Below are 12,022 nucleotides of genomic sequence, written 5' to 3'. Positions count from 1 at the left end.
GCGGCACCGGGAACCGCATGTCCGAAATCCCGAACATTATCCGCGAAGCGCTTCACCCGCACCGTACTTCGAACGGAGAACATGTCATGGCCCAAGCCGCAGCCGTGGCGGAACAACCCCGGGCCCGGCGCCGCACGGGAGCCGAACCACGCCGCCTGCCCTATCTGCTGATCGCCCCCGCCGGTCTGCTGATGCTCGCCTTCATCGCCTATCCCGTGCTCAGCGTCTTCTACTACAGCCTGCAGAACTACAACGTCACCAAGCCCTGGAAGAACGGCTTCGCGGGCCTGGACAACTTCACCCGCGTCTTCACCGAGGACCCCCTCTTCTGGTCCACGCTCGGCTTCAGCGCCAAGTGGGTGATCGTCCAGGTCAGCCTCCAGCTCGCGCTCGGCCTGGTGCTGGCGCTCCTGGTCAACCAGACGTTCGTGGGACGGGCCCTCGCCCGCTCGCTGGTCTTCTCGCCATGGGCCGTCTCCGGCGTGCTGACCACCACGATCTGGATGCTGCTCTACAACCCGTCCACCGGCATGAGCCGCTACCTCGCGGACGTCGGCATCGGCTCGTACGGCACATCCGTGCTCTCCGACACCGGGACCGTCTTCTGGGCGGCCGTCGTCGCCGAACTCTGGCGCGGCGTCCCCTTCTTCGCCATCCTGATCCTCGCCGACCTCCAGTCCATCCCGAAGGACCTGTACGAGGCGGCCTCGGTGGACGGCGCGAGCCGGCTGCGGCAGTTCTTCCACATCACCCTGCCGCACCTCAAGGACGCGATCATCCTCTCCACGCTGCTGCGCGCGGTCTGGGAGTTCAACAACGTCGACCTGCTCTACACCCTCACCGGCGGCGGCCCGGCCGGAGTCACCACCACGCTCCCGCTGATGATCGCCAACACCGGTATCGAGGGCCACGACTTCGGTTACGCCTCCGCGCTCACCACCGTCGCGTTCGTGATCCTCCTCTTCTGCTCGATCCTCTATCTGCGCCTGAGCAAGTTCGGAGGCGACCGCACATGACCGCCGCACTCGCGGAGAAGGGCACCCGCACGGGCGTGCCCACGCACACCGGCCACCCCGCGCCCCGGCCCGCCGTGCGCCGGCCGAAGCGCGAACGCGCCTTCGACGACGTACCGCGCTGGCAGATCTATGTGCCGCTCGGCATCTACCTGCTCTTCACGCTCGTCCCCTTCTACTGGATGCTGCTGTTCGCGCTGCGGCCCGCGGGCTCCACCTCGCTCGTGCCGTGGCCGGTCACCTTCGAGCACTTCTCCAAGGTCTGGAACGAGCGCAGCTTCGGCGTCTTCTTCCAGAACAGCATGATCGTCGGACTGGCCACGCTGGTGACCACCACCGCCGTGGCGCTGGCCGGCGGGTACGCGCTGGCCCGCTTCGACTTCCGCGTCAAGAACGGCTTCATGCTGGCGCTGCTGTGTTCGCAGTTCATCCCCGGCGCCCTGATGCTGGTCCCGCTGTTCGAGATCTTCCGCAACATGCAGATGATCAACTCCCTGGGCAGCGTGATCATCGCCGAGACGGTCTTCCAGCTGCCGCTGTCGATCATCCTGATCAGCGGATTCATCAAGAACGTGCCGGTCTCCCTGGAGGAGGCCGCCTGGGTGGACGGCTGCTCCCGCTTCCGCGCCTTCTGCGCGGTGGTCCTGCCGCTGCTGCGGCCGGGACTCATCGCGGTCGGCTCCTTCGCCTTCGTGCACAGCTGGAACCACTTCCTCTTCGCCCTGATGTTCCTCAGCGAGCAGGACAAGCAGACGATCCCCGTCGGCCTCAACACCCTGATCGGCGCCGACAGCGTCGACCTGGGCGCCCTGGCGGCGGGCGGTGTGGTCGCGGCCGTCCCCGTGGTGATCGTCTTCGCCTTCATCCAGAAGTGGCTGATCACCGGATTCAGCGCCGGCGCGGTCAAGGGCTGACCCCGCCCGGGCGCGGCCGCCGGCCCGCCCGCGCGAGCCCGAGGGGCCGGCGCCCGCCCGCCCCGGCCCCGCGGAACCAACGAGGAGGACGACACATGAGAAGCACAGCAGCCGGCCGGCTCCGCCGGACGGCCCCGAGCGCGGGCGCGGCCGCCCCGGTCGCCATCCTCGCGGTGCCCGCCGCCGCGCGGGCCGAACCGCCCGCGTACGCCGGGGGCCGGGACCCCGGCCGGGGGGTCCTGGCCCCGGGGGACGGCGGGAACGGCACCGCACCGCACGGGACCGGCGCCGCGTTCAACGGCTTCCCGGCCGACCTGCTCCCCCTCCACGACGCCGACGCCTCCGGCAGCGCACGCCCCCTCGTGGCCGGCCCCGGCCGGACCCCCGCCCTCCACGGCGGGGCCGCCGGCGCGCCCCGGGCCGCACAGGACGCCGCACGCGGCGCGGGCGCCGGGAGGATCCGATGAGCACCCCCCTCCCCGTCGTCCTCGCGGGCGCCCGCGGCCACGGCCGCTGGCACCTGCACAACATCCACCGCCTCGCCCGGCAGGGCCTGGTCGAACTCGCGGGCGTCTGCGAACTGCGACCGCTCGACGCGCACGAGCTCGACGGCTTCGGCTCCCCGCTCCAGTCGCCCGACCTCGGCGCCCTGCTGGACGCCACGGGTGCCGCCGTCGCCGTCGTCTGCACCCCCATCGACACCCACACCGAGCTGGCGCTCACCGCCGCCCGGCGCGGCACGCACATCCTGCTGGAGAAGCCGCCCGCCCCCTCCTACGCGGAGTTCCGGCGGATGGCCGACGGGGTGCGGGAGGCCGGCACCGTCTGCCAGATCGGCTTCCAGTCGCTCGGCTCGCACGCCCTGCCCGCCATCGCGCGACTGGTCGCCGACGGCGCGATCGGCAGGCTCGTGGGCATCGGCGCCGCCGGGGCCTGGGCCCGCGACGAGGCGTACTTCCGGCGCTCCCCCTGGGCGGGCAGACGGCGCATCGGAGACACCGACGTGGTCGACGGGGTGCTCACCAACCCCCTCGCCCACGCCGTCGCCACCGCCCTCGCCCTGGACGGCAGCACGCACGCCGAGGACATCACCGACATCGAACTGGAGCTCGCGCGCGCCAACGAGATCGAGGCCGACGACACCTCCTGCGTACGGATCACCACCACCCGCTCCACCTCCGTGACCGTCGCCGTCACGCTCTGCGCCGAGGAACCCGGCGAGCCGTACGTCCTGGTCCACGGCAGCCACGGCCGGATCACCTTCTGGTACAAGCAGGACCGGGTGCTGGTCCAGCGCGCGGGCCACGGGCCGGTCGAGAGCGTCCACGGCCGCACGGACCTGCTGGAGAACCTGGTCCACCACCTCGGACGCGGTGACGAACTGCTGGTCCCCCCGGAACGCACGGGCGCCTTCATGCGGCTGGTCGAGGCCGTGCGCACCGCCCCCGAACCACGCGCGCTGCCCGCGGGGGCCTGGCGGACCGAGCCGGGCGACGCCCGGCCGCGCCGGGTGGTGAAGGGCATCGACGGCCTGATCGCCGCGAGCGCCGACACCCTCACGCTCTTCTCCGAACTGGGCGCCCACTGGGCGATCCCCGACGAGGTGACATCCCCATGAACACCACCGCCCCCGGCACCACCCTTGTCCTGCGCTGCGCCGGACGTCCCGTCGGCCGCTACCTCTACCGGCCCGAGCTCGACACCCGGCTCTCCCCGCGCCCCTACCTCCACCCCGTCACCACCCTCCGGGGCACCCCCGTCACCGAGGAGCTCCCCGAGGACCACCGGCACCATCTGGGCGTCTCCGTCGCCGTGCCCGACGTGGCCGGGCGCAACTTCTGGGGCGGACGCACCTACGTCCGCGAACAGGGCCCGACCGAGCTCGACAACCACGGCGAGCAGCGCCACGCGGAGTGGAAGCTCCGCGACCCCGACGGTTTCGTCGAGGACCTCTCCTGGCACGCGGACGGCACGGAGCTGCTGCGCGAACGCCGCACCGTCGCCGCCACCGGCCTGACCGCCACCGCCTGGGCCCTGGACTTCACCTTCTCCCTCACCAACCCCGGCACAAAGGACCTGTCCATCGGCTCACCGGCCACCAACGGCCGCCCCGGCGCCGGTTACGGCGGCTTCTTCTGGCGCGCCCCGAAGGAGGCCGCCGCACCCGCCGTCCTCAGCGCCGCCTCCCACCCGGCCGGGGGGCCCGGCGTAGACGGCGGCGGCGGAGCGAGTGGCGAGGAGGCGGTCCACGGCCGTCCGGCCGACTGGCTGGCGCTGGTCGGCGAGGACTGGACGCTCGTCTTCGCCGGGGCCACCGACGACACCCGCAAGGACCCCTGGTTCGTACGGACCGGCGAGTACCCGGGAGTCGGCTCGTCGCTCGCCTGGGACGGCAGGCTGGCCGTCCCGGCGGGCGGGACGGTCGTACGCCGGGTCGTGACCGTCGTCGCGGACGGCCGCCTGGACCGTGCCGGGGCCGCCGCACTCGTACGCAAGGCCCTGTCGTGACCGCCGCCCGCAGCGCCGACCTCGGCGACGGCACCTACCGCAACCCGGTCCTGCACGCCGACTGGTCCGACCCCGACGTCCTCGCCGTGGGGGAGGACTTCTACCTGACCGCGTCCAGCTTCGGCCGCGCCCCCGGCCTGCCGCTGCTGCACTCCCGCGACCTGGTCAACTGGTCGCTCATCGGACACGCCCTCGAACGGCTCACCCCGGACGCCGACTTCGCCGTGCCCCGCCACGACCGGGGGGTGTGGGCGCCCTCCCTGCGCCATGCCGACGGCCGCTTCTGGATCTTCTGGGGCGATCCCGACCACGGCATCCACCAGATCAACGCGGAGCACATACGCGGCCCCTGGAGCGAGCCGCATCTGCTGAAGGCGGGCAAGGGACTGATCGACGCCTGCCCGCTGTGGGACGAGGAGACCGGCGAGGCGTACCTCGTGCACGCCTGGGCCAGATCGCGCTCCGGAGTGAAGAACCGGCTCACCGGCCACCGGATGAGCCGCGACGGCCGCGAGCTGCTCGACGAGGGCACGACCGTCGTGGACGGCGACCGGATCCCCGGCTGGTTCACCATCGAGGGCCCCAAGCTGTACCGCCACGGCGGCTGGTTCTGGATCCTCGCCCCGGCCGGGGGAGTGCGCACCGGCTGGCAGGGCGCCTTCCGCGCGCGGGACTTCTTCGGCCCGTACGAGGAGAGGACCGTCCTCGAACAGGGCGGCACCGACGTCAACGGCCCCCACCAGGGCGGCTGGGTGCGCACCCCCGCGGGCGAGGACTGGTTCCTGCACTTCCAGGAGCGCGGGGCCTACGGCAGGGTCGTCCACCTCCAGCCGATGGCCTGGGACGCGGAGGGCTGGCCCGTACTGGGCGACGGGGGCGAGCCCGTCCTCGTCCACCGCAAGCCGTCCGCCCCCGCCCAGCCCCCGGAGGCGCCCGCGACCGACGACCGCTTCCCGGGCGGGCGGTACGGCCGGCAGTGGCAGTGGACGGCGAACCCGCGGGCCGGGTGGACCGTCGAGCACGGAGCCGACGGGCTGCGCATGAGCTGTGTACGCACCTCCGACGCCCATGACCTGCGTCTGCTGCCCCATGTGCTCACCCAGCGGTTGCCCGCCGAGACCTTCACCGCCGAGGTCACCCTCGCCCTGGACAGCACCGGGCCGGGAGCCCGGGCGGGGCTCGCGGTCCTCGGCGACGCGTACTCCTGGATCGGGCTGCAACGGGGTGAGGACGGCGAGGTCCACCTCGTGCACCGGTTCGCCGAGCAGGTCGCCGAGCGTGAACGGGACGCCGCCCGCCCGCGCCCGGTGCCCGGCGGGAGGGTCCGGCTGCGCGTCGAGGTGTCGGCGGGCGCCCGGTGCCGCTTCTACGCCACCGACCTCAGCGGCCTCAGGGACCTCACTGGCCCTACCGGCCCGGCCGGGCCGGCCGGTGGCGCCGGGCCGGGTGCCTCGGGGCCGGTCTTCGCCGCCACGCCCTGGCGCTGGGTCGGGGCGCTCCTCGGCCTGTTCGCGCTCACCCCCGCGGAGCCGGGGCGGCCGGACGGTCCGGTGCCGTCCGACGGGGGGAGCCCCGGCACGGCCACGTTCACCGACTTCCGCATCACCCCCTGACCCGCCGCCCGGGGCACTCCCGGGCCACACCCACCCACCTGTACGCCTGTAGGAGCCGCAATGACGCACCTCCTTAGCAAGCGCTTGCCGGGCGGAGCCCTGGCCACCGTCACGGCCCTGCTGGCCGCCCTGGGACTCGGAGCGGCCGGCCCGGCACCGGACGCCCGGGCGGCCACCCCCGACCGTCACACCGCCACCGCCACCGCCCCCGCCCCCGCCTCCGTCCCCGCCTCCCAGGGCACGTGGTCCGATCAGCCCCACGGGTTCGCCTCACTGGCGGGCGGGACCACCGGCGGCCGGGGCGGCAGGGTCGTCACGGTCCGCTCCCAGGCCGAGCTGGCGGCGTACGCGGCCGCGCCCGAGCCCTACGTCATCCGGGTCGCGGGCACGATCGACGTCGCCCCCTTCGGCTCGGACATCGTGGTGGCCTCCGACAAGACCATCGTCGGGGTCGGCACCGCCGGCGAGATCGTCCACGGCGAGCTGCACCTGAGGCCGGGCACGCACAACGTCATCATCCGCAACCTCACCATCCGCGACTCCTACGTCGAGGGCGACCCGGACGGGAAGACCAGCGACTTCGACGCCATCCAGATGGACTCCGCGGACCACGTCTGGATCGACCACAACCGGTTCGCGCACATGGGCGACGGACTGCTGGACGTCCGCAAGGACAGCCGGTACATCACCGTCTCGTACAACCGCTTCGAGAACCACAACAAGGCGTTCGGGATCGGCTGGACCGACAACGCCATCACGCAGATCACCATCGACCACAACTGGTTCAGCGGCACCAAGCAGCGCAATCCGTCCGTCGACAACTGCGCCTACGCGCACCTGTACAACAACTACCTGTCGGCGCAGGTGGCGGACGGCGACCCGGTCTGGACGTACGGGAACTGGGCGCGCGGCCGGACCCGGATGGTCATCGAGAACAGCTACTACCGGGACGTCCAGCACCCCTACCAGGCCGACGCGACGGCCGAGCTGGTCGAGCGGGGCTCGATCCTGAGGAACACCACGGGGCGGCACGACGAGTGGGGCACCGCCTTCGACCCGCGTGCCTTCTACCCGTACCGGCCGGACCCGGCGGCCGCCGTGCCGGCCCTGGTGTCCCGGTTCTCCGGGCCGCAGCGCAACCTCGGCACGGACACCGTCCTGAACGTGCCCGCCGACCACCCGACCGTGCAGTCGGCCGTCGACGCGGTGCCCCCGGGCAACGACGGCCGGGTCACGCTGCGCATCGCCGCCGGGACGTACCGCGAGAAGGTCCGCATCCCCGCGGACAAGCCGAACATCTCGCTGCTGGGGACCGGACAGGACCGGTCGAGAACCGTGATCGTGTACGACACCCCCGCCGCGTACGGGGGCTCGACGGGCAGCGCCACCGTCCTGATCGCCGCGTCCGACGTCTCCGCCCGCAACCTCACCTTCGTCAACGACTTCGACGAGGCGGCGGTGGAGCTCAGCGGCGAGCAGGCCCTGGCGATGAAGACGACCGGCGACCGGATCGTCTTCGAGGACACGGCCTTCAAGGGCAACCAGGACACCCTGATGACGGACAGCCCCAAGCTGGACCTCATCAGCCGGGTCTACATCCGCGACTCGTACATCGAGGGCGATGTGGACTTCCTCTACGGACGCGCCACCACCGTCATCGAGCGCTCGCTCATCAAGGCGCTCAGCCGCGGCTCCGCCACCAACAACGGCTACATCACCGCGGCCAGCACATGGAAGGGCAACCCGTACGGCTTCCTGATCACGCGATCGCGGATCGTCAGCGACGCCCCGGCCGGCTCCTTCCACCTCGGCCGCCCCTGGCACCCCGGCGGTGAGCCGGACGCCGTCGGGCAGGTCCTGATCAGGGAGACCCGGCTGCCCGCGGCGATCAAGTCGTCGCCGTGGACCGACATGAGCGGTTTCCCGTGGAAGGACGCCCGCTTCACCGAGTACCGCAACAGCGGTCCGGGAGCGGCCGTCACCGCCGACCGCCCGCAGATGCCGGCGTCCGAGGCCGCCGCCCACGAGGTCGCCGACTACCTCGCCGGGCAGGACGGCTGGGCGCCGCACCGCCTTCGAACGGCCTGAACCACCGCCGAACGCGCCGCTGGGCGACGCGCCTCGGCACACCACTGAGCACACCGCCGGCCGGTGCCCCCCGGCACACCAGCGGCACCGCTGAGCACACCTGAGAACCCGTGAGAGAGAAGAGCCGACCATGACCATCCCCAAGACCCTCACCAGACGAGCGGCCGCGGCCGTGTCGCTGACCGCGGTGCTCGCCCTGACCGCCACCGCGTGCGGTGACGACGGCAGCGGCGGCAGCGGGGCGGAGGGCTCCGGCACGGGAACGATCACCTTCTGGGACAACAACGGCGGTGTGCGCACCGACGTCTGGGAGGAGATCATCAAGGACTTCCAGGCGAAGAACCCGGACATCAAGGTGACGTACGTCCCGGTCCCCAGCGAGGACGTGCAGTCGAAGTACGACACCGCGATCGCGGGCGGCGGCCTGCCCGACGTCGGCGGTGTCGGCGCCGCCTACCTCGCCAACATCGTCGCGCAGGACGCCCTGGAGCCCGTCGGCGACCGGATCGAGGCGTCCGCCCTGAAGGGCAAGCTCGTCCCGAGCATGGTCAAGTCGGTCAAGTCGGCCGGCGGCCGGGGCGACGAGATGTACTCCGTGCCGACCTCCGCCAGCAACGGGACCCTCTACTACCGCACCGACCTGTTCAAGGCCGCGGGCCTCCAGCCGCCCACCACCTGGGCGAACTTCTACACGGCGGCCGAGAAGCTGACCGACGTCGACCGCAACAGGTTCGGCTACACCATCCGCGGCGGCTCCGGCTCCATCGCACCGGCGCTGGACGCCATGTACGGCCAGTCGGGCATCACGTCCTTCTGGAAGGGCGACAGGACCACGGTCGACGACCCGAAGAACGTGGCGGCGCTGGAGAAGTACGTCGGACTGTTCAAGCGGACCACGCCGCAGGCCGACGTCAACAACGACTTCAAGAAGATGGTCGCCCAGTACGACACCGGCACCATCGGCATGCTCAGCCACAACCTGGGCTCCTACACCGACCACGTGAAGGCCCTGGGCAAGGACAAGTTCCGCGGCATCCCCAACCCCGTCGGGGACAACGGCACGCGCGTCCAGGTCTCCAACCCGGTCGACGGGCTCGGTCTGTTCAAGGCCAGCAAGAACAAGGCCGCGGCCTGGAAGTTCATCGAGTTCGCCGTCTCCCACGAGTCCAACAGCAAGTGGAACGCGTCGGCGGGGGCGATTCCCTCGAACATCGAGGCGGCCGCCGACCCGTGGATCAACGAGGCCGAGCCGACCAGGCTCGGGGCGCGGTCGCTGACCGACGGGTCCACCAGGATCGTGGAGCTGCCGTACTACCTCCCCGACTGGAACAAGATCAGCAAGGCCGACAACGAGCCCAACTTCCAGAAGGTGCTCCTCGGCGCGATGACCGCGAAGGAGTTCCTGGGCACCCTCGCGAAGCAGCTCAACACGGCCCAGGCCGAGTGGAGCGAGCAGAACGGGAGCTGACCCGTCCCCGGACCGGCCGGCGGCGGTCCGAGTCGCGCCACCGCCGCCGGCCACCCACCACGGGGCCCCCGGGCCCTTCCGTACGAGAGGGAGGCACGACGACATGTCCCTGAGCCGCAGACAGACCGTGGCCGCGCTGGCGGCCGCCCTCCCCCTGGGGCCCGCCGCCGCGGGCACCGCGCGGGCACATGGGCGCGGACGCCCCCGGCCGCGGACCCTCCACATCGCCGGTGACTCCACGGCGGCCCAGAAGTACGCCGACGCCGCGCCCGAGGCGGGCTGGGGCATGGCCCTGCCGTACTTCCTCGGCGGCGGGCTCGACGTGGCCAACCACGCCGTCAACGGCCGCAGTTCCAAGAGCTTCGTCGACGAGGGCCGGCTCGACGACGTCCTGGCCGTGCTCCGGCACGGCGACATCCTGCTGATCCAGTTCGGGCACAACGACCAGAAGGCCGCCGACCCCTCCCGCTACACCGAGCCCTGGTCGACGTACCAGGAACATCTGCTCCGCTTCGTACGGGGCGCCAGGAGCCGAGGGGCCGGAGCGGTGCTGCTCACCCCGGTCGAGCGGCGCAGGTTCGACGCCGGGGGCCGGGCCGTGACCACCCACGGAGAGTATCCGGCGGCCATGCGGGCGCTCGCCGCGCGGGAGGACGTGCCCCTCGTCGACGTCCAGGCGTCCTCGATCAAGGAGTGGCAGGCCCTGGGGCCCGAGCCGTCCAAGGCGTACTTCAACTGGCTGGCGCCTGGCGAGTCGCCCAACCACCCCGACGGCAGCCAGGACAACACCCACTTCCGGCCCCGGGGTGCCATCGAGGTGGCCCGGATGGTGGCCCGCGGGCTGCGGGGACGCGGGGTCCTCCCCGCCCGTGACCTGCGGCGGATCGACGAACCGGTCCCGGCCGGGTGGATCACCTGGCCGCCCCCGCCGGACGCGGAATCGACGGCCACGGCAACCGGGCCGGCCTGACGGCCCGGCAGCACACCCACGACAGACGAGGCAGGAGCCACCATGCGTACAGAGAGATGTCAGGGCCGGGCCATCGGTTCGGCGGTCGCGCTGATCGGCTGCACCGCGCTGGTGCTGTCCCTCACCGGCGCCGCCCAGGCCGCCGGGCCGCTCGACCCCGGCCGTCGGACCCTCGCCGCCGGGGACGGCTGGGCCTCCGAGGGCGCGGGCACCACCGGAGGCGCAGCCGCCGACGCGGCGCACGTCCACACCGTCACCACCTGGGCCGAGTTCAAGGCCGCTCTCGCCCCCGGTGACGGCGCGCCCAGGATCATCAAGGTCGTCGGCACCCTGGACGCCACCGGGGGCGGCTGCGAGGCGTTCGAGGCCCAGGGGTACGACTTCGACCGGTACCTCGCCGACTACGACCCCGCCGTCTGGGGGTACGAGACGCCGGTCAGCGGCCCCCAGGAGGACCTGCGGGCGGCCTCCGCCGCCAACCAGGGCAAGGGCGTCAAGGCCTACGTCCCCGCCGACACGACCATCGTCGGTGTGGGCAGGAACGCCGGGATCACCGGCGGCAGCCTCCAGGTCCAGAACGTCGACAACGTCATCATCCGCAACCTCACCCTCGAGAGCCCGCTCGACTGCTTCCCGCAGTGGGACCCGACGGACGGCGCGACCGGGGCCTGGAACTCCGAGTACGACGCCATGGTCGTGTACGGTTCCCGGCACGTGTGGGTGGACCACAACACGTTCACCGACGGCCGTCACCCCGACAGCACGCTGCCCAGCCACTTCGGCGAGATCTACCAGCAGCACGACGGCGAACTGGACGTCGTGCGCGGCGCCGACCACGTCACGGTGTCCTGGAACGTCTTCGCCGACCACGACAAGACCCTGATGATCGGCAACAGCGACAGCGCGGCCGCGACCGACGCGGGCAGACTGAGGGTCACCCTGCACCACAACCTCTTCAAGGGCGTCGTCGAACGCGCCCCGCGCGTCCGCTTCGGCCAGGTCGACGCGTACAACAACCACTTCGTCGTCGAGCGGGGCCAGAGCTACGCGTACTCCTTCGGCATCGGCATGGACTCCCGGCTGTACGCAGAGAGGAACGCCTTCACGCTCCCGTCCGGTGTCGGCGCCGGGAGGATCCTCAAGAAGTGGAAGGAGGCGCCGCTCACCGCCGTGGGCAACCACGTCAACGGCAGGGCGGTCGACCTGATCGCCGCGCACAACGCGGAGAACCCGCAGACGCCCCTGCGGTCGGGCGCGGGCTGGACCCCGGCCCTGCGCACCAGGGTCGACGACGCGCGCGCCGTGCCCGGCATCGTCGGCAGCCGCGCGGGCGCCGGAAAGGTCTGCTGAGCCGGCCCGTTCCGGCCGAGGCCGGCGGCCGGGCGCGTCCGGCCGTCTGCCGGGCGCGCGAGGCCGGGCGCGCGAGGCCGGGCGGGGCGCGCCCCGGG

At 72.3% G+C, this 12,022-nt stretch carries 10 protein-coding genes; all 10 read left to right on the top strand.

Going from position 1 to position 12,022, the window contains the following annotated elements; genetic code table 11:
* Positions 1-86: 86 nt before the first annotated feature.
* The 10 genes from PUR26_RS20870 to PUR26_RS20825 all read left to right on the top strand — a co-directional run bounded on the left by PUR26_RS20870 (position 87) and on the right by PUR26_RS20825 (position 11,924).
* Positions 87-1,016: a carbohydrate ABC transporter permease gene (locus PUR26_RS20870; protein WP_329873960.1), complete on the top strand. Its 930-nt coding sequence runs from the start codon at positions 87-89 to the stop codon at positions 1,014-1,016.
* Positions 1,013-1,927 (top strand): carbohydrate ABC transporter permease, encoded by a 915-nt coding sequence (locus PUR26_RS20865; RefSeq protein ID WP_329873959.1) that lies wholly within the window; start codon positions 1,013-1,015, stop codon positions 1,925-1,927. Before PUR26_RS20870 ends, PUR26_RS20865 begins: the two co-directional genes overlap by 4 nt.
* 95 nt (positions 1,928-2,022) lie before the next feature.
* Positions 2,023-2,394 (top strand): hypothetical protein, encoded by a 372-nt coding sequence (locus PUR26_RS20860; protein WP_329873958.1) that lies wholly within the window; start codon positions 2,023-2,025, stop codon positions 2,392-2,394.
* On the top strand, positions 2,391-3,545 hold the full coding sequence (locus tag PUR26_RS20855; RefSeq protein ID WP_329873957.1) for a Gfo/Idh/MocA family protein: 1,155 nt from the start codon (positions 2,391-2,393) through the stop codon (positions 3,543-3,545). The genes PUR26_RS20860 and PUR26_RS20855 overlap by 4 nt, the downstream gene beginning before the upstream one ends.
* A complete protein-coding gene (locus PUR26_RS20850; protein WP_329873956.1) occupies positions 3,542-4,435 on the top strand; it encodes a PmoA family protein in 894 nt (297 codons plus the stop codon). Before PUR26_RS20855 ends, PUR26_RS20850 begins: the two co-directional genes overlap by 4 nt.
* Positions 4,432-6,048, top strand: a complete 1,617-nt coding sequence (locus PUR26_RS20845; RefSeq protein WP_329873955.1) for a glycoside hydrolase family 43 protein — start codon at positions 4,432-4,434, stop codon at positions 6,046-6,048. The genes PUR26_RS20850 and PUR26_RS20845 overlap by 4 nt, the downstream gene beginning before the upstream one ends.
* Before the next feature lie 60 nt (positions 6,049-6,108).
* On the top strand, positions 6,109-8,136 hold the full coding sequence (locus PUR26_RS20840; RefSeq protein ID WP_329873954.1) for a pectinesterase family protein: 2,028 nt from the start codon (positions 6,109-6,111) through the stop codon (positions 8,134-8,136).
* A 130-nt stretch (positions 8,137-8,266) separates the two neighbouring features.
* Positions 8,267-9,604 carry an ABC transporter substrate-binding protein gene (locus PUR26_RS20835; RefSeq protein ID WP_329873953.1) on the top strand — a complete coding sequence of 446 codons (1,338 nt, stop codon included), beginning with the start codon at positions 8,267-8,269 and terminating at the stop codon, positions 9,602-9,604.
* A 103-nt stretch (positions 9,605-9,707) separates the two neighbouring features.
* On the top strand, positions 9,708-10,574 hold the full coding sequence (locus PUR26_RS20830; RefSeq protein ID WP_329873952.1) for a rhamnogalacturonan acetylesterase: 867 nt from the start codon (positions 9,708-9,710) through the stop codon (positions 10,572-10,574).
* A 42-nt stretch (positions 10,575-10,616) separates the two neighbouring features.
* Entirely contained in the window at positions 10,617-11,924 is a 1,308-nt protein-coding gene (locus tag PUR26_RS20825) for a pectate lyase family protein (RefSeq protein ID WP_329873951.1), read from the top strand.
* Positions 11,925-12,022 lie beyond the last annotated feature (98 nt).

Source organism: Streptomyces sp. SP18CS02 (genome assembly GCF_036322365.1).
Lineage (GTDB): Bacteria > Actinomycetota > Actinomycetes > Streptomycetales > Streptomycetaceae > Streptomyces.
Note: the sequence above shows the minus strand (reverse complement) of the source record. Positions and strands in the feature narration are given on the sequence as shown.